The organism is Streptomyces sp. NPDC002788 (assembly GCF_053592115.1).
In genome coordinates this window covers 145,147-170,987 of record NZ_JBSFVB010000010.1, presented here as the reverse complement: position 1 = coordinate 170,987, position 25,841 = coordinate 145,147, and the positions used below count along the sequence as shown (strand labels likewise).

The 25,841-nt window shown below is 71.9% G+C and carries 27 protein-coding genes and 1 riboswitch; of the genes, 14 read left to right on the top strand and 13 right to left on the bottom strand.

Going from position 1 to position 25,841, the window contains the following annotated elements; genetic code table 11:
• Positions 1 to 4 precede the first annotated feature (4 nt).
• The 3 genes from ACWD1U_RS20325 (at position 5) to ACWD1U_RS20315 (ending at position 3,197) form a co-directional block, all read left to right on the top strand.
• A complete protein-coding gene (locus tag ACWD1U_RS20325) occupies positions 5 to 2,581 on the top strand; it encodes a helicase-associated domain-containing protein (RefSeq protein WP_451109256.1) in 2,577 nt (858 codons plus the stop codon).
• Between the two features lie 199 nt (positions 2,582 to 2,780).
• Positions 2,781 to 2,912, top strand: coding sequence for a hypothetical protein (locus ACWD1U_RS20320; RefSeq protein WP_451109255.1), 132 nt, complete (start codon positions 2,781 to 2,783; stop codon positions 2,910 to 2,912).
• 99 nt (positions 2,913 to 3,011) lie between these two features.
• Positions 3,012 to 3,197, top strand: coding sequence for a hypothetical protein (locus tag ACWD1U_RS20315; protein WP_451109253.1), 186 nt, complete (start codon positions 3,012 to 3,014; stop codon positions 3,195 to 3,197).
• Here the strand turns inward: ACWD1U_RS20315 and istB are convergent.
• Positions 3,175 to 4,575 carry an IS21-like element helper ATPase IstB gene (gene istB, locus ACWD1U_RS20310; RefSeq protein ID WP_451109251.1) on the bottom strand — a complete coding sequence of 467 codons (1,401 nt, stop codon included), beginning with the start codon at positions 4,573 to 4,575 and terminating at the stop codon, positions 3,175 to 3,177. The two genes, ACWD1U_RS20315 and istB, sit on opposite strands and share 23 nt — an antisense overlap.
• A 181-nt stretch (positions 4,576 to 4,756) precedes the next feature.
• On the opposite strand from istB, the gene ACWD1U_RS20305 reads away from it, so the two are divergent.
• Positions 4,757 to 6,400: a DNA repair helicase XPB gene (locus tag ACWD1U_RS20305; protein ID WP_451109249.1), complete on the top strand. Its 1,644-nt coding sequence runs from the start codon at positions 4,757 to 4,759 to the stop codon at positions 6,398 to 6,400.
• A 25-nt stretch (positions 6,401 to 6,425) separates the two neighbouring features.
• On the opposite strand, the gene ACWD1U_RS20300 is transcribed toward ACWD1U_RS20305, so the two are convergent.
• A complete protein-coding gene (locus ACWD1U_RS20300) occupies positions 6,426 to 6,614 on the bottom strand; it encodes a hypothetical protein (RefSeq protein ID WP_451109247.1) in 189 nt (62 codons plus the stop codon).
• Positions 6,615 to 6,882: 268 nt separating this feature from the next.
• Between ACWD1U_RS20300 and ACWD1U_RS20295 the strand changes: the two genes are divergently transcribed.
• Positions 6,883 to 8,925: a HelD family protein gene (locus tag ACWD1U_RS20295; RefSeq protein ID WP_451109245.1), complete on the top strand. Its 2,043-nt coding sequence runs from the start codon at positions 6,883 to 6,885 to the stop codon at positions 8,923 to 8,925.
• A gap of 144 nt (positions 8,926 to 9,069) precedes the next feature.
• On the opposite strand, the gene ACWD1U_RS20290 is transcribed toward ACWD1U_RS20295, so the two are convergent.
• Complete coding sequence (locus ACWD1U_RS20290; protein WP_451109243.1) at positions 9,070 to 9,762, bottom strand: copper homeostasis protein CutC; 693 nt, start codon at positions 9,760 to 9,762, stop codon at positions 9,070 to 9,072.
• A 99-nt stretch (positions 9,763 to 9,861) separates the two neighbouring features.
• Complete coding sequence (locus ACWD1U_RS20285; protein WP_451109241.1) at positions 9,862 to 10,542, bottom strand: maleylpyruvate isomerase family mycothiol-dependent enzyme; 681 nt, start codon at positions 10,540 to 10,542, stop codon at positions 9,862 to 9,864.
• Between the two features lie 45 nt (positions 10,543 to 10,587).
• On the opposite strand from ACWD1U_RS20285, the gene ACWD1U_RS20280 reads away from it, so the two are divergent.
• Together ACWD1U_RS20280 and ACWD1U_RS20275 are read left to right on the top strand one after the other, a co-directional pair.
• Complete coding sequence (locus ACWD1U_RS20280; RefSeq protein ID WP_451109240.1) at positions 10,588 to 11,250, top strand: HD domain-containing protein; 663 nt, start codon at positions 10,588 to 10,590, stop codon at positions 11,248 to 11,250.
• Positions 11,251 to 11,284: 34 nt separating this feature from the next.
• The gene (locus ACWD1U_RS20275; RefSeq protein WP_451109422.1) at positions 11,285 to 12,340 is read left to right on the top strand and encodes a GNAT family N-acetyltransferase; all 1,056 of its coding nucleotides are present in this window, start codon (positions 11,285 to 11,287) and stop codon (positions 12,338 to 12,340) included.
• Here ACWD1U_RS20275 and ACWD1U_RS20270 read toward each other — a convergent pair.
• Positions 12,310 to 12,597 carry a DUF4031 domain-containing protein gene (locus tag ACWD1U_RS20270; protein ID WP_451109238.1) on the bottom strand — a complete coding sequence of 96 codons (288 nt, stop codon included), beginning with the start codon at positions 12,595 to 12,597 and terminating at the stop codon, positions 12,310 to 12,312. The two genes, ACWD1U_RS20275 and ACWD1U_RS20270, sit on opposite strands and share 31 nt — an antisense overlap.
• Before the next feature lie 7 nt (positions 12,598 to 12,604).
• A complete protein-coding gene (locus ACWD1U_RS20265) occupies positions 12,605 to 12,988 on the bottom strand; it encodes a hypothetical protein (RefSeq protein ID WP_451109237.1) in 384 nt (127 codons plus the stop codon).
• 55 nt (positions 12,989 to 13,043) lie between these two features.
• Between ACWD1U_RS20265 and ACWD1U_RS20260 the strand changes: the two genes are divergently transcribed.
• Positions 13,044 to 13,979 (top strand): MurR/RpiR family transcriptional regulator, encoded by a 936-nt coding sequence (locus tag ACWD1U_RS20260; protein WP_451109235.1) that lies wholly within the window; start codon positions 13,044 to 13,046, stop codon positions 13,977 to 13,979.
• Between the two features lie 46 nt (positions 13,980 to 14,025).
• Complete coding sequence (gene murQ / locus ACWD1U_RS20255) at positions 14,026 to 14,961, top strand: N-acetylmuramic acid 6-phosphate etherase (RefSeq protein WP_451109233.1); 936 nt, start codon at positions 14,026 to 14,028, stop codon at positions 14,959 to 14,961.
• A gap of 40 nt (positions 14,962 to 15,001) precedes the next feature.
• Here murQ and ACWD1U_RS20250 read toward each other — a convergent pair whose 3' ends face one another.
• On the bottom strand, positions 15,002 to 15,250 hold the full coding sequence (locus ACWD1U_RS20250; protein WP_451109434.1) for a hypothetical protein: 249 nt from the start codon (positions 15,248 to 15,250) through the stop codon (positions 15,002 to 15,004).
• A gap of 114 nt (positions 15,251 to 15,364) precedes the next feature.
• Here ACWD1U_RS20250 and ACWD1U_RS20245 point away from each other — a divergent pair, with 114 nt between their 5' ends.
• The 5 genes from ACWD1U_RS20245 to ACWD1U_RS20225 all read left to right on the top strand — a co-directional run bounded on the left by ACWD1U_RS20245 (position 15,365) and on the right by ACWD1U_RS20225 (position 18,282).
• Positions 15,365 to 16,204: a helix-turn-helix domain-containing protein gene (locus ACWD1U_RS20245; protein WP_451109232.1), complete on the top strand. Its 840-nt coding sequence runs from the start codon at positions 15,365 to 15,367 to the stop codon at positions 16,202 to 16,204.
• The gene (locus ACWD1U_RS20240; RefSeq protein ID WP_451109231.1) at positions 16,188 to 16,400 is read left to right on the top strand and encodes a DUF397 domain-containing protein; all 213 of its coding nucleotides are present in this window, start codon (positions 16,188 to 16,190) and stop codon (positions 16,398 to 16,400) included. Before ACWD1U_RS20245 ends, ACWD1U_RS20240 begins: the two co-directional genes overlap by 17 nt.
• A gap of 209 nt (positions 16,401 to 16,609) precedes the next feature.
• Complete coding sequence (locus ACWD1U_RS20235) at positions 16,610 to 17,461, top strand: hypothetical protein (RefSeq protein ID WP_451109229.1); 852 nt, start codon at positions 16,610 to 16,612, stop codon at positions 17,459 to 17,461.
• Positions 17,462 to 17,521: 60 nt separating this feature from the next.
• Positions 17,522 to 17,695 (top strand): hypothetical protein, encoded by a 174-nt coding sequence (locus ACWD1U_RS20230; RefSeq protein WP_451109228.1) that lies wholly within the window; start codon positions 17,522 to 17,524, stop codon positions 17,693 to 17,695.
• A 14-nt stretch (positions 17,696 to 17,709) separates the two neighbouring features.
• Positions 17,710 to 18,282, top strand: coding sequence for a hypothetical protein (locus ACWD1U_RS20225; protein WP_451109227.1), 573 nt, complete (start codon positions 17,710 to 17,712; stop codon positions 18,280 to 18,282).
• A 10-nt stretch (positions 18,283 to 18,292) separates the two neighbouring features.
• On the opposite strand, the gene ACWD1U_RS20220 is transcribed toward ACWD1U_RS20225, so the two are convergent.
• From ACWD1U_RS20220 to thrC, 6 genes are all read right to left on the bottom strand, one after another.
• Positions 18,293 to 19,846, bottom strand: a complete 1,554-nt coding sequence (locus ACWD1U_RS20220) for a carboxylesterase/lipase family protein (RefSeq protein ID WP_451109226.1) — start codon at positions 19,844 to 19,846, stop codon at positions 18,293 to 18,295.
• 88 nt (positions 19,847 to 19,934) lie between these two features.
• A complete protein-coding gene (locus ACWD1U_RS20215) occupies positions 19,935 to 21,062 on the bottom strand; it encodes an NADH:flavin oxidoreductase (RefSeq protein WP_451109224.1) in 1,128 nt (375 codons plus the stop codon).
• Positions 21,063 to 21,241: 179 nt separating this feature from the next.
• Positions 21,242 to 22,864 carry a chaperonin GroEL gene (groL, locus tag ACWD1U_RS20210; RefSeq protein WP_451109223.1) on the bottom strand — a complete coding sequence of 541 codons (1,623 nt, stop codon included), beginning with the start codon at positions 22,862 to 22,864 and terminating at the stop codon, positions 21,242 to 21,244.
• Positions 22,865 to 23,257: 393 nt separating this feature from the next.
• Complete coding sequence (locus tag ACWD1U_RS20205; RefSeq protein ID WP_010035953.1) at positions 23,258 to 23,461, bottom strand: cold-shock protein; 204 nt, start codon at positions 23,459 to 23,461, stop codon at positions 23,258 to 23,260.
• Between the two features lie 445 nt (positions 23,462 to 23,906).
• The gene (locus tag ACWD1U_RS20200; RefSeq protein ID WP_037670105.1) at positions 23,907 to 24,182 is read right to left on the bottom strand and encodes a ubiquitin-like small modifier protein 1; all 276 of its coding nucleotides are present in this window, start codon (positions 24,180 to 24,182) and stop codon (positions 23,907 to 23,909) included.
• A gap of 127 nt (positions 24,183 to 24,309) precedes the next feature.
• The gene (thrC, locus tag ACWD1U_RS20195; protein ID WP_451109220.1) at positions 24,310 to 25,596 is read right to left on the bottom strand and encodes a threonine synthase; all 1,287 of its coding nucleotides are present in this window, start codon (positions 25,594 to 25,596) and stop codon (positions 24,310 to 24,312) included.
• An 18-nt stretch (positions 25,597 to 25,614) separates the two neighbouring features.
• Positions 25,615 to 25,770: riboswitch (SAM riboswitch) on the bottom strand.
• Between the last annotated feature and the right edge of the window lie 71 nt (positions 25,771 to 25,841).

The window sequence follows — 25,841 nt, the reverse complement described above, 5'->3', positions numbered from 1 at the left end:
CCGGATGAGCACCGAGGACACGCCTTCGGCCCCACGCTCCCTCGCGGAAGCGCTCCGCGCGCGGGGCGATGCTTCGCTGGGCGCGCTCCTGCGCAGCCGCCCGGATCTCATCACGCCCGTCCCCACCGACCTGACGCAGCTCGCGACCCGGGCCGGCACACGTGCCTCGGTGGTGCGGGCGCTGGAGCGGCTGGACCGGTTCGCGCTGCAGACGGCGGAGGCGCTGGCGGTGGCGGCGGACCCGGCGACGTACGGCGAACTGCTCGGGCTGATGGCCGGGGACGACGACGACCCGGCCGTCGCCGCGGCCCTGCCGCACGCCCTGGACGTCCTGCGCGAGCAGGCCCTGGTGTGGGGCGACGACGACCGGCTGCGGCTGGTCCGCACGGCGCGTGAGCTGCTGGCTCCCGCGCCGCAGCACCCGTCGCCGACGGGACTCGGCCCCACGGTGCGGGAGGCCACCGCAGGGATGTCCCCAGGGCGGATCCAGGAGATCGTCACGGCGGCCGGGCTGCCCTCCACGCACGACTCGGTCTCCGCGGTCGCCGCCCTCACCGGGCTGTTCACGCACCGGAAGCGGATGACCGCGCTGCTCGCCGACGCCCCGGCCGACTCCCTGGACGTACTGGAGCGCCTGGTGTGGGGGCCGCCGTACGGCCAGGTCACCGCCGATCCGGCGCCCCGGCTGCGCTGGTTGCTGGACCGGGGCCTGCTGCTGCCCACCGCGCCCGGGACGGTCGTGCTGCCGCGGGAGGTCGCCCTGCATCTGCGGCGGGGGCTGGCGCACCGGACGCCCGAGCCGCTGCCGCCGGCGGTCGAGATCACCTCCGCTCATCGTCCACAGGTTGTGGACGGCACCGCGGCCGGGCAGGCGTACACCGCGCTCGCGACCGTCGAGGAGCTGCTGAAGGACTGGGACGAGGGCGGTCCCGCGGTGCTGCGGGCCGGCGGCCTGAGCGTGCGGGACCTGAAGCGCACCGCGGTCGCCCTGGACGTGCCCGAGCCGGTCGCCGCGTTCTGGGTCGAGCTGGCGTACGCGGCGGGCCTGATCGCCTCGGACGGGGAGGCCGACGAGCGGTACGCGGCGACCCCCGCCTACGACGAGTGGCTGGAGCTGCCCCCCGCCGAGCGTTGGTCGCGGCTGGCCACGGCATGGCTCGCGGCGACCCGGACCCCCGGGCTGGTGGGCGGGCGGGACGCGAAGGACCGCACGTTGTCGGCGCTCGGTCCCGGACTGGACCGTTCGGCGGCGCCCGAGGTGCGGCACCGGGTGCTGGCGCTGCTGGCCGGGCTGCCCGAGGGCGCCGCGCCTTCCGCCGGGTCGGTGCTGGCCCGGCTGCGCTGGGAGCGCCCCCTGCGCGGCGCCGTGGGGGTACCCCCGCGCGAGCGAAGCCGGGCGTGGGGGAGCGAGGACGACCTGCGCGGTCGGCTCGCCGAGTGGACCCTGTCCGAGGCGGAGCTGCTGGGCGTGACGGGCCGGGGCGCGCTGTCGGGACACGGCCGGGCGCTGCTGGGCGCGCCGGCGGCACCGGTGAAGAACCCCGAGGCGGAGCCCTCCGGCCCCGGGGACAAGCTCCCCGTGCACCATCACCACCGTCCCGTTCCCCTCACCCCCCTCTCCCCCGCCGAACAGGCCGCCGCCTCCGCCGCCGCGGCCCGGCTGCTCACGCCGCTGCTGCCCGAGCCGCTGGACCATGTGCTGCTGCAGGCCGACCTGACGGCGGTGGCGCCCGGACCCTTGCGGCGGCCGCTCGCCGACATGCTCGGGGTGCTCGCGGACGTCGAGTCCAAGGGCGGGGCCACCGTCTACCGGTTCACGCCCGGCTCGGTGCGGCGGGCGCTGGACGCCGGACAGAGCGCCTCCGACCTGCACGCCTTCCTCACCGCGCACTCCCGTACGCCGGTGCCGCAGCCGCTCGCGTACCTGATCGACGACGTGGCCCGCAGGCACGGGCATCTGCGTGTCGGTGCGGCCTCGGCGTACGTGCGCTGCGACGACGAGTCGGTGCTCAACGAGATCCTCGCCGACAAGCGGGCGGGCGGACTCGGGCTGCGCCGCCTCGCCCCGACCGTGCTGGCCGCGCAGGCCGGCCCGACGGGGCTGCTCGAAGGGCTGCGGGCGATGGGGTTCGCACCGGCCGCCGAGTCCGCCGAGGGTGATGTGCTGATCACGCGTGCCCTCGCCCACCGCACCCCGCTCCGCAGCGCGCCCGACCCGGTCCCGGACGGCCCGCCGGTCCCCGACGACACGCTCCTCGCGGCCGCGCTGCGCGCCATCCGGGCCGGTGACCTCGCCTCCACCGCCCCGCGCAAGCCCGGCACGGCCCCGGCGGCCGAAGGCGAACTGCCGCGCACCGGTTCCGCCGAGACCCTCGCCACCATGCAGGCCGCCGTCCTGACCGGCGAGGCCCTGTGGATCGGCTACGTCAACGCCGAGGGCGCCGCCAGCCAGCGGGTCATCGCCCCGGTCCGGGTCGAGGGCGGCTTCGTCACGGCCTACGACCACACGGCGGACGAGGTCCGTACGTATCCGCTGCACCGGATCACCGGGGTCGCCGAGCTCGCCGACGACGCGGGCTGACGGCCGCCCGCGGGGCGTGTCACCCGTTCGGGTGCAGGCGGGCGTTCATGCACGCCACGCCGGGGATGTCCCACGCTCGGGCGACCTTTCCGGGCGTGCCGCATCGCGCCGCTCGCGCGGGGGCAGCCACCGGATGTCCTGATCGAGCTCGGGCGCCCGGCAGGGGGTTCGAGTGAGTGCATGTCGAAAGGAAGTCCTCATGGTTGCTGCCCGTCGATTCGCCGCCGTCCTGGCCACCGCCGCTCTGATGACCTTCGGTGGGCTCGCCACTCCGGCCGCCGCGGTGAGCATCGACGTCGCCGGCCTGGTCCTGGAGACGCCGCAGATCTGATCCGTATCCGGCGCACCCGTCGGGCCGGCCCCGGCGCCCCTGGGCCGGCCCGCGGTACCGCGTCCTCACCGCTCAGCAGGGAAAGGACCTGTCGTCCCCATGCGTGAAAAGCTTGCCGCCGTCGCTCTCTGCGCCGTCGCCCTGGTGGGGGTGGTCGCGCCCGCCGCCGCGGCGCCCGCTTTGCCGCTGCCCCTGCCGGTCGCCGGGGGCGAGCCCCTGGTCTCCGAGGGGATCGGCATCGAGGGACCGCTGATCAACAACGTCAATCTGCCCACGCTGAAGTAGCGCGCCGCGTCCGGTAGCTGTCGCCGTCCAGCCGCACGACCTCGGCGTGGTGGGCGAGGCGGTCCGCCAGCGCCGGGGCGGACGCGCCGAAGACCTCGTCCCAGCGGCCGAGCGGGCGGTCGCTGGTCAAGATCAGCGAGGCCCGCTCGTAGCGGTGCGCGACCAGTTGGAAGAACAGGCCGGCGGTCGCCGCGTCGAACGGCGTGTATCCGACTTCGTCGACGATCAGGAGGGGGTGTTCGTCGAGGGCGGTCAGCTCCGCGCCGAGGCGGCCGGCGGCCCGGGCGTCGGAGAGCCGGGCGGCCCACTCGGCAGCGGTCGCGAAGAGCACCCGGTGCCCGGCCTGGCAGGCGCGCACACCCAGGGCGATCGCCAGGTGGGTCTTGCCGGTGCCGGTCGGGCCGACGAGGACCACGTTGTGCCGGGCGGCGACGAAGTCCGCCTTGCCGAGCCGGGCCACGGTGTCCCGGTCGAAGCCGCGGGGGTGCCGCTGGTCGAAGTCCTCCAGCAGCTTGCGGGCCGGGAAGCCGGCGGCGCTGATCCGGGCCTCGGCGTCCGCGTCCCGGTCCGGCTGGGCGCTGATCCGGGCCTCGGCGTCCGCGTCCCGGTCCGGCTGGGCGCTGATCCGGGCGTCCGCGTCCGGGTCCGGGTCCGGCTGGGGGCAGATCCGGGCGTCCGCGTCCGCGTCCGGGTCCGGCCGGGGGCGGATTCGGGCCTCGGCGTACGCGTCCGGGGCCGGCTGCCGTGGGACGGCCGGGATCGCCGCCGCAGGCTCCGGTTTCCGCTCGTCGACGGGCTCCGCGGGGGCGTGTCCGGCCCGGGAAGGCTCGGCCGGGGACCGGTCGGCGTGCCCGCGGTCCCCGTGCGCGGCCATCGGCCCCGACATGTACGCGAGGATCGCCGCCGAGACGATGAACGCCATGTGGATGGTCGTGCCCCACAGCAGGGCGTGACGGGGGGTGTGGTGGACGTCCACGAACATCTGGAGCAGATGGACCGAGGAGATGCCCACGATCGCCGTGGCGAGTTTGACCTTGAGCACGTTGGAGTTCACGTGCGAGAGCCATTCGGGCTGGTCGCGGTGGCCCTGCAGGCCGATGCGCGAGACGAACGTCTCGTAGCCGCCGACGATCACCATGATCAGCAGGTTGGCGATCATGACGACGTCGACCAGCTTCAGCACGGCCAGCATCACGTACGTCTCGGTGGCGTGCCCGCTCACGCACATGAGGATTAAGGTCCACAGCTCCTTGAAGAACTTGAAGACGTAGACGCCCTGGGCGGCCACGAGCCCGAAGTAGAGCGGGGCCTGGAGCCAGCGGGTGGCGAACAGGGCGTATCCGAGCGTGGTGGTCGGCGGGTTCTGCACAGTCGCCATTCTTCGGGGCCGCCATGGAAAAACTGAATTCACACCACACGTTGGGATGAATAGGCATTCAGTACGACTGGACGCGCAGATCACACCACCGGACACGGTCGATCAGGCACACTGGACGTTTGGCCGAGGCGTCGAGCTGTCGAGCCGTCCGAGCCGTCCGGCCGTAGAAAGGGTGCCGCGCGTGAATGGTCCGCTGATCGTCCAGTCCGACAAGACCCTGCTCCTGGAAGTCGACCACGAGCAGGCCGACGACTGCCGTCGGGTCATCGCCCCGTTCGCCGAGCTGGAGCGGGCGCCGGAGCACATCCACACCTACCGCGTGACCCCGCTGGGCCTGTGGAACGCGCGCGCGGCTGGCCATGACGCCGAGCAGGTCGTCGACGCGCTCGTGCAGTACAGCCGCTACCCGGTGCCTCACGCGCTGCTCGTCGACATCGCCGAGACGATGGACCGCTACGGCCGCCTCACCCTCTCCAAGCACCCGGCGCACGGGCTGGTCCTGACCACCACAGACCGCCCGGTGCTGGAGGAGGTCCTGAAGTCGAAGCGGATCGCGCCGCTGGTCGGGGCCCGGATCGACCCCGACACGGTGGCCGTGCACCCCTCCGAGCGCGGGCAGATCAAGCAGACGCTGCTGAAGCTGGGCTGGCCCGCCGAGGACCTCGCCGGGTACGTCGACGGCGAGGCGCACCCGATCGAGCTGGCCGAGGACGGCTGGGCGCTCCGGCCGTACCAGAAGCAGGCGGTGGAGAACTTCTGGCACGGCGGGTCGGGTGTCGTCGTCCTGCCCTGCGGCGCCGGAAAGACGCTGGTCGGCGCGGGCTCGATGGCCCAGGCGAAGTCGACCACCCTCATCCTCGTGACGAACACCGTCTCCGCCCGGCAGTGGAAGCACGAACTGGTGAGGCGGACCTCGCTCACCGAGGACGAGATCGGCGAGTACAGCGGGACGAAGAAGGAGATCCGGCCCGTCACCATCGCCACGTACCAGGTGCTGACGACCAGGCGGAAGGGCGTCTACCCGCACCTGGAGCTGTTCGACTCGCGGGACTGGGGGCTCATCGTCTACGACGAGGTGCACCTGCTGCCCGCCCCGGTCTTCAAGTTCACGGCTGATCTGCAGGCGCGGCGGCGGCTCGGCCTGACCGCGACCCTGGTCCGGGAGGACGGCCGCGAGTCGGACGTGTTCTCGCTGATCGGTCCCAAGCGGTTCGACGCGCCGTGGAAGGAGATCGAGGCGCAGGGCTACATCGCGCCCGCCGACTGCGTCGAGGTCCGGGTGAGTCTCACCGACTCCGAGCGGCTCGCGTACGCCACGGCCGAGACGGAGGAGAAGTACCGCTTCTGCGCCACGACCGCGACCAAGCGGAAGGTCACGGAGGCGATCGTCCGCCGCTTCGCCGGACAGCAGATCCTGGTGATCGGCCAGTACATCGACCAGCTCGACGAGTTGGGCGAGCACCTCGGTGCGCCCGTGATCAAGGGCGAGACGTCCAACGCGCAGCGCGAGAAGCTCTTCGACGCCTTCCGGGAGGGCGAGATCAGCGTGCTCGTCGTGTCCAAGGTCGCGAACTTCTCGATCGACCTGCCGGAGGCGACGGTCGCGATCCAGGTCTCGGGCACCTTCGGCTCCCGCCAGGAGGAGGCCCAGCGCCTCGGCCGGGTCCTGCGCCCCAAGTCGGACGGCCACCAGGCCCACTTCTACTCCGTGGTCGCCCGGGACACCATCGACCAGGACTTCGCCGCCCACCGCCAGCGTTTCCTGGCGGAGCAGGGCTACGCGTACCGGATCATGGACGCGGACGAGTTGCTCGCGGAGAGCTGACGGCGCTCGGCCGGGGCAGGTCCGCTCACTTACGGCGGACCACGCCGACCTCCTCTCCGTACTGACCGAGGATGACCACGTCGAAGGCGGCGCCCGCGAAGACCTTGACGGCGCGCAGGGCATCGCCGAGACGGTGCCTGTGGCTGCCTGCCACGGCGGTGGCGCCGGGCGGGCGGCCCGGTGCCGGGGCGGGGGAGATGATTGCTGCGCTCATGTCTCCATGGTGCGTTTCGGGCCGTAAGACCCGCGTCGGTCTCACGGCCGAACCTTCCGTCGGCCCGCGTACGCCCCTGGGCCGACCTTCCCCCCTCAGGGGGGAGGGGCCCGTCCCCTAGGGGACGAGGAAAACGATTCGCGGTCGCGTCCCGGCTCCTCTAAGATCTCCGCTCTTGCCCGCCTCCCCACGGAGTGCCGCCGACCGGACGGAAACCGGCCGGCATCTCACGGCCGTCCACGCAGCAGGCCCCTCCGGAGGCACCCCCTTGTCCACGCCCGTCGACGATCCCCTCTCCCGCGAGCGCTCCCACCTCTCCGCGTCCCGTTCCGCCCTGCGTGCCATGCGCGAGGACGTCGAGGCCCTCGACATCAGCGACGTCACCGCGAACTGGGTCAACGCCGAGGTGCTGGCTCACCAGATCGAGGAACGCATCAAGGCCCTGGCCGACCTCAGCGACACCCCGCTGTTCTTCGGCCGGCTCGACTACCTGCACGCCCCGGGCGCCGAGGAGGCGGAAGGTGCCGAGGGCGAGCGCTTCTACATCGGGCGGCGGCATGTGCACGACCACGACGGCGACCCGATGGTCATCGACTGGCGGGCACCGGTCTCGCAGCCGTTCTACCGGGCGTCCAAGAAGACACCGATGGACATCGCGCTGCGCCGCCGCTTCGGCTACACCGGCGGGGACCTCACCGCGTACGAGGACGAGCACCTGTCGGACCCGGCCGAGGCGGCGCGGACCAGCAAACTCCTCCAGCAGGAGATCGAGCGGCCGCGTGTCGGCCCGATGCGCGACATCGTCGCGACGATCCAGCCCGAGCAGGACGAGATCGTGCGGTCCGGCCTCTCCGGCACCGTGTGCGTGCAGGGCGGCCCGGGCACCGGGAAGACCGCCGTCGGCCTGCACCGGGTCGCCTACCTCCTCTACGCCCACCGCGAGCGCCTCGCCCGCACCGGCACGCTGGTCATCGGGCCGAACCGGTCCTTCCTGCACTACATCGAGCAAGTGCTGCCCGCCCTCGGCGAGCTGACGGTCCAGCAGGCCACCGTCGAGGACCTGGTCGCGCACGTCGAGATCAACGGCGCGGACGAGGCGACGGCCGCGGTCGTCAAGGGCGACGCCCGCATGGCGCAGGTGCTGCGCCGAGCCCTCTACTCCCACGTCACGACGCCCACCGAACCGGTCGTGGTCGTGCGCGGCTCCCGCCGCTGGCGCGTCCCGGCGTACGAACTCGAGGACATCGTGCGCGAGTTGCTCGACCGGGACATCCGCTACGGCGCCGCCCGCGAGGCCCTGCCGCAGCGCATCGCGCACGCCGTGCTGGTGCAGATGGAGCGGTCGGGGGAGGCGCCGGACGACAGGGTGCAGGACGCGGTGGCCCGCAACAGCGCGGTGAAGGCGGCGGTGAAGGTGATCTGGCCGGCCGTCGACCCGGCGAAACTGGTGCTGCGGCTGCTGTCGGACGCGGAGTTCCTCGCCGAGCACGCGGAGGGGATCCTCGAGGAGGACGAGCGGAAGGCGATCCTCTGGGCGAAGCCGGCGCGCAGCATCAAGTCGGCCAAGTGGTCGGCCGCCGACGCCGTCCTGATCGACGAGGCCACCGACCTGATCCAGCGTACGCACTCCCTCGGCCACGTCGTCCTCGACGAGGCGCAGGACCTCTCCCCGATGCAGTACCGGGCGGTCGGCCGCCGCTGCACCACCGGCAGTGCGACGGTCCTCGGCGACCTGGCGCAGGGCACCACGCCGTGGGCGACCCGCAGCTGGCAGGAGGCGCTGACCCACCTGGGCAAGCGGGACGCGGTGATCGAGGAGCTCACGGCCGGTTTCCGCGTGCCGACGGACGTCATCACGTACGCCTCCCGGCTGCTCCCGCACATCGCCCCCGGCCTCACCCCGGTCGTGTCGATCCGCGAGAACCCGGGCCACTTCGAGGTCCGGCCGGTCTCCGGGGCGATGGACGTGGTCGACGCCTGCCGCGAGTCCCTGCGCCACGAGGGCTCGACGGGCCTGATCGCGGCGGACGCCCGCGTCCCGGAACTGGCCAAGGCCCTGACGGAGGCCGGGATCCCGTACCTCGGCCCCGGCGAGGAGACCACCCAGGAGACCCGCCTGACCCTGGTCCCGGCGTCCCTGGCGAAGGGCCTGGAGTACGACTACGTCGTCCTGGACGAGCCCCGGGCGGTGGTCGACGGCGAACCCGACGAACGGACCGGGTTGCGGCGCCTGTACGTGGCGCTGACGCGAGCGGTGTCGGGGTTGACGGTGACGCACGCGGCACCGCTGCCGCCGCAGCTGGGCTCCTAGTAGTTCCTCGGCAGGCAACGTTTGCCCATTGAGGAGAAGGCGTCGGGCGATCGTGCCGCTGAGGGCGGCACGGGTGGGCGCACCGGCACCTCGTCGCGCCGAGCTGCGCCCTCACCCGGCCTCAGCGACGACGCAGCGCACCGATCAGGAACCGTCCACCGCGGCCCGCCACTCCGAAACCGCCTCCGCCGACACCGGCTCGGCCCATCCCCCGGGCCGAGCCGCCCCACCGATGTGGAAACCGTCGACCCCGGCCGTCACCAACGCCGGCACATGCTCCAGCCGCAACCCGCCCCCCACCAGCAGCCGCTGCTCGTACCCCGGCTCGCCCGACCGCCCCGCCTCGGCGAGCAGCACGGGCAGCCCCTCGGCGACGCCGCCTGCCGACCCGGCCGTCAGGTACGTGTCCAGCCCCGGCATCCCGTCCAGCCGCTTGCGCAGGGCGTACCGGTCGGCGGCCCGGTCGATCGCGCGGTGGAACGTCCAGGGGCAGCCGTCCAGCACCCCCACGACTCGTTCGACCGCCGCCAGGTCCACCTCACCGTCCGCGGTGAGGAAGCCGAGCACGAACTCCTCGGCCCCTGCCGCCCGCAGCGCCGCCGCCGCCCGCACCAGCCGGTCCACGTCCCCGGCCGCGAAACCGTCCGCCAACCGGAGCATGACCCGCAGCGAGATGTCGACCGCACGGCGGATCCCGGCGAAGGTCGCGGCCGACGGGGTGAGCCCGTCGGCCGCCATGTCGGTGACCAGCTCCAGGCGGTCCGCGCCTCCCGCCTGGGCGGCTACCGCGTCCTCGGCCCCGAGGGCGATCACCTCGAGGACTGCACGCTTGCTCATGGGGCCCCTTCATCGGCACGGCGTCGGCGTTGGACGACAGGTCTAGTCCAATCAAGACTACGCTGCCTTTCGCGCCGAATCCGAAGCCCCCCGGTGGGCTCAGCCGAAGATGTTCAGCTCCTTCGCCTCCACCCCGGCCAGCTCGAACGCCGGCGCCTCGTCGACCGGCCGCCCCGTGTACAGCCGTACGAGGGTCGGCCCGTCCCCGATGAACCGGCCCGGGGGCCGCTCCCCGCCGCTCTCCCCCAGCCGCAGCGGCTCGTCCAGGTCGTCGAGGTCGGCGTGCAGCGGCACGTGCCCCCGCTCGCGGGTGAGGCGGGCGAGCAGCGCGAGCGCGTCCGCCAGCCCGGCCCCGCCGTACGCCCCCGGCTCCCCGAAGGCCTCGCGCACGTCTCCGGCGTGCACCCACTCCCCCAGGGCGAGACCGTCCAGCTTCCCGCCCGCCCCGGCGATCACCGGCCCGGCCTCGGTCATGCCGCGCTCCAGTTCGTCCACGACCTGCGCGTCGCTCCAGCCGGCCCGTTCGGCGATGTCCCGGTCGTTCGACCCGGGCGAGAACACGCCCGGCTCGAACCTGCCCTCCGCCACCCGGGTCAGCGCGGCCGAGCAGTGCGCCAGCACATCCCGCACCGTCCAGCCCGGACACGCGGCGACGGGCCGCGCGAAGTCCTCCCCGGTCCTGCCCCGCAGCAGCGGAATCAGCGCGTCACGCTCGATCGTGAGCAGCCGCCCGGGCTGTTCGGGGTCCCGTACATCGTGCACATCAGCAGGAGTCGTCATGCCCCCACGCTAGGTGCCGCACCCGCCGAGCGGGAGAATGCCCCCATGGCCGATCTCGACACCCTGCGCACCCGCTTCGTCCACACCGTGGAAGCGGCCCGGGGCCCGGCCGGCGGCCCGGACCCGGTGCCGTACGCCGACAACCTGCTCACCCGCTGGCAGGAGCCCCAGCGCCGGTACCACACGGTCGAGCACCTCACGGCGGTCCTCGACCGCGTCGACGAACTGGAGCGGTACGCGCACGGCCCGGACGTGGTGCGGCTGGCCGCCTGGTTCCACGACGCGGTGTACCTCCCCGACCGCTCCGAGAACGAGGAACGCTCCGCCCGACTGGCCGAACGCGCCCTCCCGGAAGCCGGCCTTCCGGACGCCACGACGGCCGAAGTGGCCCGCCTGGTCCGCCTCACCGTCACCCACGACCCCGCCGACGACGACCCCGACGGTCAGGTCCTGTGCGATGCCGACCTGGCGGTCCTCGCCTCTCCGCCGTCGGCGTACGCCGCGTACACCGCCGCGGTCCGCGAGGAGTACCACTTCGTCCCGAACGACGCCTTCCGCACGGGCCGCGCCACGGTCCTGCGTCAACTCCTCGCCCTCCCCCGGCTGTTCAGGACGCCGCACGGAGCAGAACGGTGGGAGGCCACGGCCCGCTACAACCTCACCGCCGAGCTGGAAATGCTGTCGCTCCCGCCCCACGATCCCTCGTAGCCTGCCCACCATGTGGACAACGGGTGCGGAACAGGTGGAGCAGGCCGTCGCCGAGTGCGTGGGCCTGCTGGGGGCGGTCACCGACAGGGACTGGGAAAGCGTGCGGGCCGGGCGGCTGGAGTGGAGCTGCCGGGAGACGGCCGTGCACATCGCCGAGGATCTGATCGCGTACGCGGGGCAGTTGGCGGGGCGGGAGCAGGAGGCGTACACGCCGTTCGAGATCTCGCTGGAGGAGGGGACCGACAACGCGGGTGCGCTGCGGGTGATCAGCACGGCGGGTGCGCTGTTCGCCGCCGCGATCCGTACGACGCCGCGCGAGGTGCGGGCCTTCCATCCGTATCCGTTCCGCAGCGCGAACCGCGAGGGCTTCGCCGCGATGGGTGTGGCCGAGGTGCTGCTGCACACCCACGACATCGCCGAGGGGCTGGGGACGGCCTACGAACCTGCCCCCGAGCTGTGCGACTTCGTGCTGACCCGGCTCTTCCCGCACGTCCAGCCCGGCCCGACACCCCGGCAGACCCTGCTGTGGGCCACCGGACGCGGTGAGCTGCCCGGCCGGGCTCCCGTCACCGAGTGGCGCTGGAGCAACAACCTCGTCCTCGGGACCGAGCGGCTCACCCTCCAGGGCGTCACCCCCGCGGCGGCCACCGACCTGTCCGCGGTCGGCGACGGCGGCTTCGAGTGGATCGAGGGCGGGCCGATGGAGGGCACCCGGGTGGGCGCCGGGCTGGTGTACAAGCAGTACGAGGACGGGGTCCACCGGCCGGAGTGGGGCATGTACGCGCTCGTCCGGCGCGAGGACGGCCGCACGCTCGGCGCCATGGGGTTCCACGGCGTCCCGGACGAGGCCGGGCGGGTGGAGATCGGCTACGACCTGGTCGAGGGGGCCCGCGGGCAGGGGTACGCCACCGAGGCGCTGCGCGCGCTGTCGGCGTGGGCGCTGGGCCGGGAGGACGTGCGGACCGTGGTCGCGATCGTCGAGCGGGACAACGTGCCGTCGCAGAACGTGCTCACGCGGGCCGGGTTCACCCAGGTCGCCGAGGACCCCGAGCACCTGACCTACGAACTGCGCGAACCCGGCGACGGGTGACGCCCCTTGGGCCGCCGCAGCCCCGCCCCGTGCAGCAGCCGCACCACCTCGCGGCTGCTGACCTCCACGGCACCGGCCTCCACCGCGTCCGCGTACCGCTGGGCGGGGATGTCGTAGTGGTCGCGCTCGAAGGCCCGGCGGGGCACGCCGAGACGTTCGGCGAAGGTGTGCAGTTCCTCGTAGGAGACATCGCTGACCAGGTGGGACCACAGGCGGCCGTGGCCCGGCCAGGTCGGCGGGTCGATGTAGATCGTCACCGGGGCCTCACGGGGACGCGGTCCCGCCGAGCGCCTCGCTCAGCGATCCCACCGCCGCCACCTTCACGCCCGCCTCGGTGCACACCCAGTGCGGGTCGGGCCCCAACTCCGGTTCCACGTCCAGCGCGTGCGGCTCGCCGGTGCCGCACACCGGGCACAGCGGCCAGCGGCCGTACCGATCCAGCAGGGCGTCCTGGACGTCCTGCGCGACCAGCCCGGCAACGTACCGCGCCCCCTCCGGCCACTGCTCGACCCACCACCGCCGCTGCACGACGGCCTGCTCGACCAGCGACACGACATCCGCCTCGGCGACGCGTCCCGCGACGAGGTCGGCCAGCACGAGGGCGCGTGCGGCGTGCAGCGCCTGCTCCAGGGGGCTGATGGGGTCCATGCCCCCATTGTGCGCACTCTTGACCGCGACGCCGAGCCGAAAATATCTTTCAGAGGTGACCCGTGACGTGAAGGAAATTTTCGCGAGCGACCGCGGCGGCCCGGGTGGCACGGGCGGCACCCCGCCCGCCCCCGCCGCCCTCGCGGCCAAGGTCCGCACGCTGGCCCCCTCGATGACGCGCTCCATGCAGCGCGTCGCCGAGGCCGTCGCGGGCGACCCGGCCGGCTGCGCGGCCCTCACGGTCACCGGCCTCGCGGAACTCACCGCCACCAGCGAGGCGACCGTCGTACGCACCGCCCGGCTGCTGGGCTATCCGGGTTACCGGGACCTGCGTCTGGCCCTCGCCGGGCTCGCCGCCCAGCAGCAGTCCGGCCGGGCCCCGGCCATCACGACCGACATCGCGGTGGACGACCCGATCGCCGACGTCGTCGCCAAGCTCGCCTACGACGAGCAGCAGACCCTCGCCGACACCGCCGCCGGGCTCGACACCGTCCAACTGGGCGCGGCCGTCACCGCGCTGGCCGGCGCGGCCCGTACCGACGTGTACGGCGTCGGCGCGTCCGGGCTGGTCGCCCAGGACCTCACGCAGAAGCTGCTGCGCATAGGGCTGATGGCCCACGCCCACAGCGACCCGCACCTCGCCGTCACCAACGCCGTGCAACTGCGCGCGGGCGATGTCGCGATCGCCATCACGCACTCCGGGTCGACGGGGGACGTCATCGAGCCGCTGCGGGTCGCCTTCGAACGCGGGGCGACGACCGTGGCGATCACCGGCCGCCCTTCCGGCCCGGTCACGCAGTACGCCGACCACGTCCTCACCACGTCCACCGCGCGGGAGAGCGAGCTGCGTCCCGCGGCGATGTCGTCCCGGACCGGACAGCTTCTCGTGGTGGACTGCCTGTTCGTGGGGGTGGCGCAGCGGACGTACGAGGCGGCGGCGCCGGCGCTCTCGGCGTCGTACGAGGCGCTGGCCCACCGGCATCGTTCCTGACGCAGCCGCCCCGCCCAGCACCGGATAGACACGGAAAGAGCCGTCCATGACCTCCACCTCCGACCCCCGTGATCTGAGAACCGAGTTGGAGTCCCTGACCACCGAGGCCTTCCGGCCGGAACTCGCCGAGATCGACCGGCTGCCCACGCGCGACATCGCGCGGCTGATGAACGGGGAGGACGCGACCGTGGCCGGGGCGGTCGCGGCCCGGCTGCCGGAGATCGCCGCCGCGATCGACGCCGTGGCGGAGCACATGGCCCGGGGCGGCCGCCTCGTCTACGCGGGCGCGGGCACGGCGGGCCGGCTGGGCGTCCTGGACGCCTCGGAGTGCCCGCCGACCTTCAACACCGACCCGTCCCGGGTCGTCGGCCTGATCGCGGGCGGCCCGCAGGCCGTGGTCACCTCGGTCGAAGGCGCGGAGGACTCGCGCGAACTGGCGCGGGCCGACCTGGAGCCGCTCGGCCTGACCCCCGACGACACGGTGGTCGGCATCTCGGCCTCCGGCCGCACCCCGTACGCCATCGGCGCGGTCGAACACGCCCGCGCCCGCCGCTCCCTCACCATCGGCCTCTCGTGCAACGCCGGCAGCCCCCTCGCGGCCGCCGCCGACCACGGCATCGAGATCGTCGTCGGCCCCGAACTCCTCACGGGCTCCACCCGCCTGAAGGCCGGCACGGCACAGAAGCTCGTCCTCAACATGCTCTCGACGATCACGATGATCCGCCTGGGCAAGACCTTCGGGAACCTGATGGTCGACGTCCGCGCCTCCAATGACAAACTCCGCGCCCGTTCCCACCGCATCGTCGCCCTCGCCACCGGCGCCGACGACGAGGACGTCGAGCGGGCCCTGACCGCCACGGACGGCGAGGTGAAGAACGCGATCCTCGCGATCCTGGCCGACGTGGACGGGCCGACGGCGGCGCGACTGCTGGAGCAGTCCGACGGGCACCTGCGGGCGGCCCTGGCAGCGGCGACCGGCTGACCCGTCAGGGCAGCGCGACCGCCACGACTCCGCGCGAAGCTCAGGGCCTGTCCCGCCCTTCCCGGTTCAACTGCCGCACCCGCGCCCGCAGCTCCTCCCGCACCGGCAGCGAGCGGAGCACGTCGGTCAGGTGCTCGGCCGTCCGTACGTTGCACCGCCCCAGATCGACCAGGGCGAGCGGCTCCTCGCTCGCGGCCGTGACCGGATCGACGCACAGGGACGGCAGCACGACACCGACTCCCCCGAGGGCTTCCCGCAGCGACTCCACGATCTCTTCGGTCGAGCGCACCTGTTCCTACCTCCACGCTGAGTTTGTGATTCAGCACACAGCGTGCCCGACACGCCTCTAGCCTGGCCAGATACGGCGGCCCAACAACCCGATCTGTACGACAGGGAGTTGCCCATGCCCGGATCCAGGGATCTCGACCCGTCCTCCTCCCCGCGGGCTCTCCTGGGTGCCGAACTCCGCCACGCCCGCGAGAAGGCCGGCCTCAGCCAGGAGGACCTGGGCCAGCGGCTGTTCGTGAGCGGGTCGTTCATCGGGCAGCTTGAGGCGGGCACGCGCAGGATGCAGCGGGAGTACGCGCGGTTGCTGGACGAGGTGCTGGGGACGGGGGATTTCTTTCAGAGGAACTGCGGGGCTGCGGCGAAGTCGAAGTACCCGGAGCATTTCGCGGAGGCAGTTGAGGCGGAGGCAGAGGCCACGGAGATCCGGCAGTACGCACCGCTCCTGATCCCCGGCCTGCTGCAAACGCCCGCGTACGCACGAGCCGTGTTCCGCGCGTACCGGCCTACGGCACCCGAGGAGGTGATCGAGGAGTTGGTGGCAGCCCGGATGGACAGGGCCCGCATCGTCGACGATCCAACAGGCCCGTTGTTGTGGGCGGTGCTTGACGAGGCCGCGCTGCGTCGGCAGACCGGTGGGCCCGATGCGATGGCAGAGGCGCTACGCCACATCGCCGCCCTGATGCGCCAGAACCGGGTCATCGTGCAGGTACTGCCCCTTGACGCGGGCGCCCACGCCTCGATGGAGGGCTCCATGAAACTGATGGACTTCCAGGACGCCCCTCCGCTGCTGTACCTGGAGGGAGTCGGCACGGGACGGCTGGAGGACGACCCCGCAACCGTCCGGTATCAGCGGCGCACGTTCCAGTTCCTTACAGCATGTGCCCTCTCCCCGGAGAAGTCCCTGGTCCTCCTTGAGGACATCGCGCAGGATTACGCCCATGAGGAGCATTCCTGAGTACGACCTGGACGCGGCGACCTGGCACAAGTCCAGCTACAGCGGTGGCAGCGGTGGCGACTGCCTTGAAATAGGCGCCGCCCACCTCACCTTGGTCCCAATCCGCGACTCCAAAAACCCCACCGGCCCGAAGCTCGTGTTCCGGACCACGGCCTGGGCCGCGTTCGTCGCGAACCTCAAGGACGGCACGGTCTGAGCTTCGGGATCCGGGCTTCGAGCCCTCTTTTCAAGGAACGGGTAGAGGGCCTCAACCCGCCCTCCCACCCCGCGTGTTGACTTGACGCGTTCGGCTTGCCACGGACGGTGACAGGCCTCTGACGTTCGTGCACAAGCAACAGCCCCCGCCAGGTGCTACCAACACCTGCGGGGGCTTGACCAACGAGATCGAAGGAACAGTTCGATCCCATGGCTGAAGCCAACTTTAGTGCGCCCGCGCTGCCCGCGCACCCGATGGCCAACCCCGGCTACGGAAAGCGCTCCGCCCCCGACCAACTTCCCCGCACCAACCACGACTTCGCACACCTTCCACCCCGCGAAGCCGCCATCGCCGCCTACCTCGACCGCCTCCCCGACGGCGCCGACATCTCGGTGAAGACGCTGGCCAAGCAACTGCCGTACGGACAGTGCGCCCTCGGCACCGCCCTCAACCGCATCCAGCAGGCGGGCCACCTGCGCCGGGGCCGGGAGTGCGTGACGGCCGGCGACGGCAGCTCCCGCTGGATCACCCGAACGTGGTTCACCCGTACCGCCCGGGATGACGACTGGTGGGCCGCCTTCACCCGCGGCGACGTACCGAAGCAGGCAGCGCGCCCCACCCGCTCCCGCGCCCACATCCTCCTGGCCGCCCTCGGCCGCACGGCGCCCGTCCTGTCCCTCTCCCAGGCCGACTGCGCGAGGCTCGCCCCGCTGGTCACGGAGTGGTTCGAGCGGGGCGCCTCTGAGGAGGACGTACTGCGCGCACTCACGGCCGGCCTGCCGATCCCCGTCCACCACGCCGCCGCCCTGGTCCGCAACCGCCTGACCAGCAAACTTCCGCCGCCACCCGCCCCGCGTCCGCCCCTGAGGGTCCTGGAATGCGCGAACTGCGGCGCTCCGGGGCGCCCGGAGGCCCTACCGGGTGGGCGATGCAGCGCGTGCCGGGGCGAACGCGCCCCCGCCCACCTCAGTGCGCCCCTCCCTGCCCCCACGGTCCACGCCCGTGCGGCCGAAGTCCGCGCCGCGATGTCCCCACGACGCCGAGAGAAGGCACGCACATGACGGCACCTACGGTCCGACGTCACCAGCCCGGGGCACGATGGAGGGTAAGGAGGCGACGCCATGACCCCAGAGACCGCTGACCGCCCGCAGATGGACGTCGAGGACTTCGACGAACTCGTTCGCAGGGCTCCGAGGGAGATCCGGAACAGGCTGGAGTTCCTGGGCGGGCGGCTGTGCATCCGGCACGTGAACATCACCCTGGACACAGAGAAGCTGAAGGACTACGCCGACTGAGGACAATGGGCACCATGAACCACGCCCAGCTCACCGCCCTAGGCCGTGCCCTCCGTCTCCTCGGTGAGCACGGGGAAGCCCTCACCTCCGACACCCCGGACGCCAAACTGCACGAGGTCAAGGCGGATCTGCGGCGGGCCCTGGACCTGCTGGAGGAGAGCGTCTCGAACGCCGCGCCCAGCACGCGCTGCCCCGAGCATCCGAACGGCCCCGTCGACAAGGCCGCCCCCGACCTGTGCCTCCTGTGCGAGACCCGGCGCAGGGCGGCCCGCCGGAACGAGTTCAACGGGCCCGCCCCGCAGCATCCGCAGACCACCGACCCCGTCCAGTCCCGCTACGGCGTACGCGGCGACCGTCCCCAGCCTCAGCAGCGCTGGCTGGCGGAGCTGTGGAACGGCCAGGCCTGGCAGCTGTGCGGCACCCCCCGCCGGGACCGCCGCGAGGCCGAGCTGTTCATCGCCGCCCAGCGCCGCGCCCCCCGGGCCGCCATGGCGTACCGGCTGGTGCACGAGTTCACCGACTACGAGGTGCTGCGCGTGTGGGGGACGCCGGTGAAGGTGGACATCGAGCCCATGGGCAACCTCTGACCGGCCCCGCTCACAGCAGCGGCAGCGGGCTGAAGTCGTACCCCTCCCACAGGCGCCGGGTCGTCTCCTCCGGGTAGGCCCTGACGGCCGGCTCCGCGTCCAGCACCTGCACCAGCCGCCGCTCCTCGTCGTACGCCGGCCAGCCCGGATCGCCCGTCCGCGCGAACGCCGTCCAGGAGGAGCGGAAGCGGGACGACAGGGCAAGGGCCTCGGCCGACGGTTCCGCGCCCGCGAACAGCAGGGCGCCCAGGTCGGCCCCGTACGTGCCGAAGAGCAGGGGGATGTCCAGGCCGTGGCAGGCGCCGAGCGCGCCGCCGTCGGCCGGGGCCGTCCAGGTCAGTTCGTAGACGTGGGCGCTGCCGCCGCCCGCGCGGTGGGCCCGCGCCAGGTGCAGGGAGGGCATGGCGAACAGCCAGTCCGTCTGGACGCGTTCGTAGAGCTCGCTCGGGGAGGCGTCGGGGAAGGCGGTGCGGTAGGCCTGTTCGCCGTCGGGGCCGGGGGCGAACATGCGGAGGGCCGAGGTCGCCCTCTCGTCGGTGATCTGCCCCAGTCGGCCGGCCATGGCGAGGAAGAGGCGGTACTCCTCGCGGTTGTGGCCGACGAGCAGGCCGATGTCCCGGGCCGCTCCGGACGCCAGCGCCCGCCAGGGGGACGTCGGCAGGATCTCGCCGTCGACCACCGGGGCGTAGGGCGTGACCGTGGGGGCCGCCTGGCCCCAGCGGTCGAGGTACTGGAGCATCTTGGTGCTCAGCGTCTCGCCCGCCGACGTCAGCCGGTGCGGGGACAGCGTCGCGAGGTCGGCGACCGTGGGGCGCAGGCCGACTTCAGCGGCGAGGGCGACGCCGATGTCCCGGGCGAGTGCGCCGGAGAAGAACGTGCCGGGCACGCTTTGTGCGATCGCCCGGTGGAAGAGGCCTGCCGCACGCGGCATGGCCAGCAGCGAGGCGATCGAACCCCCGCCCGCGGACTCACCGAAGACGGTGACCTGCCCGGGGTCGCCGCCGAACGCCGCGATGTTGTCCCGCACCCATTCCAGGGCCGCCACCTGGTCGAGCAGGCCGCGGTTGGCGGGTGCTCCCTCGATGGACGCGAACCCCTCCATGCCGACGCGGTAGTTGAGGGTGACGACCACGACATCCCCGTCGGCCGCGATGTGCCGGGCGTCGTAGCCGGGGCTGCCGGCGTGGCCGAGCTTGTAGGCGCCGCCGTAGATCCACACCATCACCGGGCGCCGGGCGGCCGGATCGGCCTCGGGGGTCCAGACGTTGACCGTGAGCCACTCGTCGCCCTCGGGCACGTCGATCAGGCCCGGACCGCCCATCAGGCCGAGGTCCTGCGGGGGCGGCGGGCCGAAGGCGTACGCCTCCCGTATGCCGTCCCAGGGGCGGGCTGGACGCGGGGCCATGAAGCGGGCCTCGCCGACCGGGGGTGCGGCGAAGGGGATACCGCGGAAGACAGCGAGCCCCTCCTCCCGCCGGCCCCGCACCGCGCCGGCGGTGGTGCGCACCACCGGCGCGGACCCGGACGGGCCGTCCGTGGGTGGGCGGGACTCGGTCGTCGTCATCTGGATCTCCTCGCGGATGCCGGTGAACGGGCGTTCAGGCCAGTGTCCTTGACTGCCGCAAGCAGTTCCAGAGCCTCGGGTTCCGGCCTCAGCTGAGCGACTTCAGCGCCGCCGGGTCGTACGGCGCCAGGTCCTCGAAGCGGCCGTCGAGCACCTTGCGGGCCCACTCCGGGTCCTGGAGCAGGGCGCGGCCCACGGCGACCATGTCGAACTCGTCGCGCTCGAGGCGGTCCAGGAGGTTGTCGAGGTCGCCGACCTCGGCGCCCTGACCCTGGAAGGACTTGAGGAAGTCGACGCCGTTCAGGCCGACCGAGCCGACGGTGATAGCGGGCTTGCCGGTGAGCTTCTTGGTCCAGCCGGCGAGGTTGAGGTCGGAGTCGTCGAACTCGGGCACCCAGTAGCGGCGGGTGGAGGCGTGGAAGGCGTCGGCGCCGGCCGCGGCGAGCGGGGTGAGGATGGCCTCCAGCTCCTCGGGCGTCTCGGCGAGGCGGGCGTCGTAGGCCTCCTGCTTCCACTGGGAGTAGCGGAAGATGACGGGGAAGTCTGGGGAGACGGTCTCGCGGACGGCCGCGACGATCTCCGCCGAGAGCTTGGTGCGGGCGACCCGGTCGCCGCCGTAGGCGTCGGTGCGGCGGTTGGTGCCCTCCCACAGGAACTGGTCGAGCAGGTAGCCGTGGGCTCCGTGGATCTCCACGCCGTCGAAGCCGATGCGCTCGGCGGCGGCGGCGGCCTCGGCGAACGCGCCGATGACGGCGTCGATGTCGGCCTGGGTCATGGCCTTGCCGGTGGGCTCGGTGGCGCCGATGCGCAGGCCGGAGGGGCCGACGGCCGGGGCGTCGGCGACCGGCGGCTCGCCCTGGTTGCGGACCATGCCGATGTGCCACAGCTGCGGCACGATCGTGCCGCCCGCGGCGTGCACCGCCTCGGCGACCTTCGCCCAGCCCGCGAGCTGCTCCTCGCCGTGGAACCGCGGCACGCGGTCGCTCTGCCCGGCCGACTCGTGCCCGACGTAGGTGCCCTCGGTGACGATGAGGCCGACCCCGGCGGCGGCGCGTCGCGCGTAGTACGAGACGACGTCCTCGCCGGGGACGCCGCCCGGGGAGAACATGCGGGTCATCGGCGCCATCGCGATCCGGTTCGGAACGGTCAGGCCGCCCAGCGATACGGGCCGGGAGAGGATTTCGGCGGCGCGGGAAGCGGCGGCGGCGACAGTCACGTGGGGCTCACTTTCGGATACCGGAAGGTATGTGCAAACGCATATGCCGTGCGTTTCAACCAACCGGCCCCGCCCCGGCCATCCCGTCCCCGCTGTGATCCCGCACACGCCCGAGGGCGGCACCCCCTGTCGGAACAGGAAGTGCCGCCCTCGGCAAGGACGTTGATCGACCAGGTCGATCAGAAGTCCATGTCACCGCCCGGCATGCCGCCACCGGCGGGCGCGGCGGCCTTCTCCGGCTTGTCGGCGATGACGGCCTCGGTGGTGAGGAACAGCGCGGCGATGGAGGCGGCGTTCTGCAGAGCGGAACGGGTCACCTTCGCCGGGTCGATGATGCCCTCGGCGATCATGTCGACGTACTCACCGGTCGCGGCGTTCAGGCCGTGGCCGACGGGCAGGTTGCGCACCTTCTCGACGATGACGCCGCCCTCGAGGCCACCGTTGACGGCGATCTGCTTGAGCGGGGCCTCCAGCGCGAGCTTCACGGCGTTGGCGCCGGTCGCCTCGTCACCCTCGAGGTCCAGCTTCTCGAAGACCGTGGAGGCCTGGAGCAGGGCCACGCCACCACCGGCGACGATGCCCTCCTCGACGGCAGCCTTGGCGTTGCGGACGGCGTCCTCGATGCGGTGCTTGCGCTCCTTGAGCTCCACCTCGGTGGCGGCACCGGCCTTGATGACGGCCACGCCGCCGGCCAGCTTCGCCAGACGCTCCTGGAGCTTCTCGCGGTCGTAGTCCGAGTCGCTGTTCTCGATCTCGGCGCGGATCTGGTTGACCCGGCCCTGGACCTGGTCGGCGGAGCCGGCACCGTCGACGATGGTGGTCTCGTCCTTGGTGATGACGACCTTGCGGGCCTTGCCCAGGAGGTCGATCGTGGCGTTCTCCAGCTTGAGGCCGACCTCCTCGGAGATCACCTCGCCGCCGGTGAGGATGCCGATGTCCTGGAGCATCGCCTTGCGACGGTCACCGAAGCCCGGGGCCTTGACGGCGACGGACTTGAAGGTGCCGCGGATCTTGTTGACGACCAGGGTCGACAGGGCCTCGCCCTCGACGTCCTCGGCGATGATCAGCAGCGGCTTGCCCGACTGCATGACCTTCTCCAGGAGCGGGAGCAGGTCCTTGACGTTGGAGATCTTGGAGTTCGCGATCAGGATGTACGGGTCGTCGAGGACGGCCTCCATACGCTCCATGTCGGTCGCGAAGTACGCCGAGATGTAGCCCTTGTCGAAGCGCATACCCTCGGTGAGCTCCAGCTCCAGACCGAAGGTCTGGGACTCCTCGACGGTGATGACGCCTTCCTTGCCGACCTTGTCCATCGCCTCGGCGATGAGCTCGCCGATCTGGGTGTCGGCGGCGGAGATGGAGGCCGTGGAGGCGATCTGCTCCTTGGTCTCGACGTCCTTCGCCTGCTCCAGCAGGGCGGCGGAGACGGCCTCGACGGCCTTCTCGATACCGCGCTTGAGGGCCATCGGGTTGGCGCCGGCGGCTACGTTGCGCAGGCCCTCCTTGACCAGGGCCTGGGCGAGAACGGTCGCCGTGGTCGTACCGTCACCGGCGACGTCGTCCGTCTTCTTGGCGACTTCCTTGACCAGCTCGGCGCCGATCTTCTCGTACGGGTCCTCGAGCTCGATCTCCTTGGCGATGGACACACCATCGTTGGTGATCGTGGGCGCGCCCCACTTCTTCTCGAGGACGACGTTGCGGCCCTTGGGGCCGAGCGTCACCTTGACGGCGTCCGCGAGCTGGTTCATGCCGCGCTCGAGGCCGCGCCGCGCCTCCTCGTCGAACGCGATGATCTTGGCCATGTGAAGTGGTCCCTCCAGGACTGGGGGTGATTACTTCGGACCGCGCCCGCGCCCGCGACGGACGGCCCCCGACCGGGGTGGTTCCTTGCCCCACCCGGCCCGTGGGCCTCACCGACCCGGTCCTTACGTTGTCACTCTCACCTTCAGAGTGCTAACGCAATGATTAGCACTCGACCCCACAGAGTGCAAGGCGCTCCGGCGCAGCGGGTGCTCATTGAGGGGTGGCGGTCGGGTGACGGGCGGGGGCGAGCGCCTCCGGGGGATCGGCCGGGGCGCTCAGCCACCCGCGAACACCGTCGACGGGGCCTTCGAACAGGCCGAAGGGCCCGCACCCCGGGGGGTACGGGCCCTTCTGAGAAGACCGGTCGCTTGAGCTTTGGTCGTGGTGCGCGTTCAGGCAGAGACGCGAACCATGTCGGCCTGCGGCCCCTTCTGGCCCTGCGAGATCTCGAACTCGACCCGCTGACCCTCTTCAAGGGTGCGGTAGCCGTCCATCTGGATCGCGCTGTAGTGGACGAAAACATCCGCACCACCGTCGACCGCGATGAAGCCGTACCCCTTCTCCGCGTTGAACCACTTGACGGTGCCCTGAGCCATGCCTAACTCCCCTATTACTGGCCCTTGCACAGATCCACACTTCGCGGATCCGGGTCAGACCTCACCCCCCACGGTTGGGGGCGTGCGCCGGAACGCGTCGACCGCGGCTGAATGTATCTGTCCAACTGCCGTCTGCAACAGGTCAATCGGACGAGAATTCTGGACGCGCAGGGTCCGGAATAAAGGGAGAATTCACCCGAATTCAGGGCAAGTCGGGCCACACAAAAAGAGCAAAAGCCGCGAAAGGTGCGCACACTTTGGCTACATCTTGTCGGGCTCGCGGCAGGAATTCAGGGTTCCGATCAAGGGATCGGGAACGCGTTCCCCAACTGTACCGCGCTCAATCACACAGAATTGCCCCCTCCGCTTCTCTCACGGAGGGGGCAATTCGATGAACTCTCAGTGACCGGCATTACTCAAGGTAACAACAAGCCGGTCGACCGGTTCAGCCGCCGGCGACGGCCGGGATGATCGACACGCCGGCGCCGTCCGGCGTCGCCGTCTCCAGTCCCTGTTCGAACCGCACGTCGTCGTCGTTGACGTACACGTTGACGAACCGGCGCAGCTTGCCCTGGTCGTCCAGCACGCGGGCGGCGATGCCGGTGTGGTTCTTCTCCAGATCGGCGATGACCTCGCCGAGGGTCGCCCCGTCGGCGGCGACCTCGGCCTGCCCGCCGGTGTAGGTGCGCAGGATGGTGGGGATGCGAACGGTGACACTCATCGGGGTACGACCTCCGGTTCGATTGCAGCTACGGCTGGGTGGCGCGCCTGAGGGGCGCGGGGTGGTGTCGATGTGCGGCTCCGCCGCGCGGGCGCGACCAGCCCCCACCGGCCGCGGCGAACAACGGTCAGGCGAGTCCGGCGTCCCGGAACGAGTCCAGGTTGGGTCGGATCGTCGCGGTGAGCCCGGTCCCCGCCACCGCGTCCAGCGTCTTGAGGCCGTCCCCGGTGTTCAGCACCACGGTCGTCGACGACGGGTCCAGTGCCCCGTTCTCGATGAGCTTCTTCGTCACGCCCACCGTCACACCACCGGCGGTCTCCGCGAAGATGCCCTCGGTCCGGGCGAGGATCTTGATCGCCTCGACGACCTGCTCGTCGTTCACGTCCTCCACCGCACCGCCCGTGCGCCGCGCGATGTCGAGCACGTACGGCCCGTCCGCCGGGTTGCCGATCGCCAGCGACTTGGCGATGGTGTCCGGCTTCTGGGGGCGCACGACGTCGTGGCCGGCCTTGTACGCCGCGGACACCGGCGAGCAGCCCTCGGCCTGCGCGCCGAAGATCTTGTACGGCTTGTCCTCGACCAGCCCGAGCTTGATCAGCTCCTGCAGGCCCTTGTCGATCTTGGTGAGCTGGGAGCCGGAGGCGATCGGCACCACGATCTGGTCCGGCAGCCGCCAGCCGAGCTGCTCGCAGATCTCGTACGCGAGGGTCTTGGAGCCCTCCGCGTAGTACGGCCGCAGGTTGACGTTGACGAAGCCCCAGCCCTCGCCGGCCGGGTCGCCGATCAGCTCGGAGCAGAAGCGGTTCACGTCGTCGTAGTTGCCCTCGATGCCGACGAGCTCGCCGCCGTAGACCGCGGCCATGACGACCTTGCCCTGCTCCAGGTCGTGCGGGATGAACACGCAGGAGCGGAAGCCGGCCCGGGCCGCGGCGGCGCCCACCGCGCCGGCGAGGTTGCCGGTGGAGGAGCAGGAGAGCGTCGTGAAGCCGAAGGCGCGGGCGGCCTCCAGGGCCTGGGCGACGACACGGTCCTTGAAGGAGTGCGTCGGGTTGCCGGAGTCGTCCTTGACGAAGAGCTTGCCGGCGTCGACACCCAGCTCGCGCGCGAGGTTGTCGGCCTTGACCAGCTTGGTCCAGCCCGGGTTGATGTTCGGCTTGTCCGCCACGTCGGCCGGGACCGGCAGCAGCGGGGCGTAGCGCCAGATGTTCGCGGGGCCCGCCTCGATCTTCTTCCGCAGCTCCTCGACGTCGTAGGCCGAGAAGTCGTAGGCGATCTCCAGCGGACCGAAACACTCCTCGCAGGCGAAGACCGGGCCGAGGGGCACGCGGTGACCGCACTCGCGGCAGCTCAGAGCGGCGGCCGGGCCGAGGTCTACGGTGGAGTTCGTGGTGCTTGCAACAGTCTGCACAGCCATGTGAGGCGAGGCCCTTTCTCCTCATCTTCCTCACGACGCATCTCGCCGTGAGACGGATTTGGCACCTTCCCTAGCCGGGAGCCTCGCGCTGTGGTCGCCAGTGACCTACGAGAACCGACTGGAGGGTTGCCGGGGCTTCATCGGGCCGTTTCCCTCTGCCCCTCTGGATGAGCTGTATGTGGTTGTAGGCGGCGGGCGACCCCGGACATGCGATGGTCATCCGCGTTGTTCAAGACTGTAACCGA

Bases quoted from the DNA above. Each gene is read 5' to 3' on its own strand.
- ACWD1U_RS20205 (WP_010035953.1), bottom strand. From the start codon at position 23,461: ATGGCTCAGGGCACCGTCAAGTGGTTCAACGCGGAGAAGGGGTACGGC.
- ACWD1U_RS20235 (WP_451109229.1), top strand. From the start codon at position 16,610: ATGGCTGAAGCCAACTTTAGTGCGCCCGCGCTGCCCGCGCACCCGATG.
- ACWD1U_RS20265 (WP_451109237.1), bottom strand. From the start codon at position 12,988: ATGGACCCCATCAGCCCCCTGGAGCAGGCGCTGCACGCCGCACGCGCC.
- ACWD1U_RS20300 (WP_451109247.1), bottom strand. From the start codon at position 6,614: ATGAGCGCAGCAATCATCTCCCCCGCCCCGGCACCGGGCCGCCCGCCC.
- istB (WP_451109251.1), bottom strand. From the start codon at position 4,575: ATGGCGACTGTGCAGAACCCGCCGACCACCACGCTCGGATACGCCCTG.
- ACWD1U_RS20240 (WP_451109231.1), top strand. From the start codon at position 16,188: ATGAGGAGCATTCCTGAGTACGACCTGGACGCGGCGACCTGGCACAAG.
- ACWD1U_RS20220 (WP_451109226.1), bottom strand. From the start codon at position 19,846: ATGACGACGACCGAGTCCCGCCCACCCACGGACGGCCCGTCCGGGTCC.
- ACWD1U_RS20245 (WP_451109232.1), top strand. From the start codon at position 15,365: ATGCCCGGATCCAGGGATCTCGACCCGTCCTCCTCCCCGCGGGCTCTC.
- ACWD1U_RS20290 (WP_451109243.1), bottom strand. From the start codon at position 9,762: ATGAGCAAGCGTGCAGTCCTCGAGGTGATCGCCCTCGGGGCCGAGGAC.
- ACWD1U_RS20325 (WP_451109256.1), top strand. From the start codon at position 5: ATGAGCACCGAGGACACGCCTTCGGCCCCACGCTCCCTCGCGGAAGCG.
- murQ (WP_451109233.1), top strand. From the start codon at position 14,026: ATGACCTCCACCTCCGACCCCCGTGATCTGAGAACCGAGTTGGAGTCC.
- ACWD1U_RS20225 (WP_451109227.1), top strand. From the start codon at position 17,710: ATGAACCACGCCCAGCTCACCGCCCTAGGCCGTGCCCTCCGTCTCCTC.
- ACWD1U_RS20285 (WP_451109241.1), bottom strand. From the start codon at position 10,542: ATGACGACTCCTGCTGATGTGCACGATGTACGGGACCCCGAACAGCCC.
- ACWD1U_RS20320 (WP_451109255.1), top strand. From the start codon at position 2,781: ATGGTTGCTGCCCGTCGATTCGCCGCCGTCCTGGCCACCGCCGCTCTG.
- ACWD1U_RS20230 (WP_451109228.1), top strand. From the start codon at position 17,522: ATGACCCCAGAGACCGCTGACCGCCCGCAGATGGACGTCGAGGACTTC.
- ACWD1U_RS20200 (WP_037670105.1), bottom strand. From the start codon at position 24,182: ATGAGTGTCACCGTTCGCATCCCCACCATCCTGCGCACCTACACCGGC.
- groL (WP_451109223.1), bottom strand. From the start codon at position 22,864: ATGGCCAAGATCATCGCGTTCGACGAGGAGGCGCGGCGCGGCCTCGAG.
- ACWD1U_RS20315 (WP_451109253.1), top strand. From the start codon at position 3,012: ATGCGTGAAAAGCTTGCCGCCGTCGCTCTCTGCGCCGTCGCCCTGGTG.
- ACWD1U_RS20280 (WP_451109240.1), top strand. From the start codon at position 10,588: ATGGCCGATCTCGACACCCTGCGCACCCGCTTCGTCCACACCGTGGAA.
- thrC (WP_451109220.1), bottom strand. From the start codon at position 25,596: ATGGCTGTGCAGACTGTTGCAAGCACCACGAACTCCACCGTAGACCTC.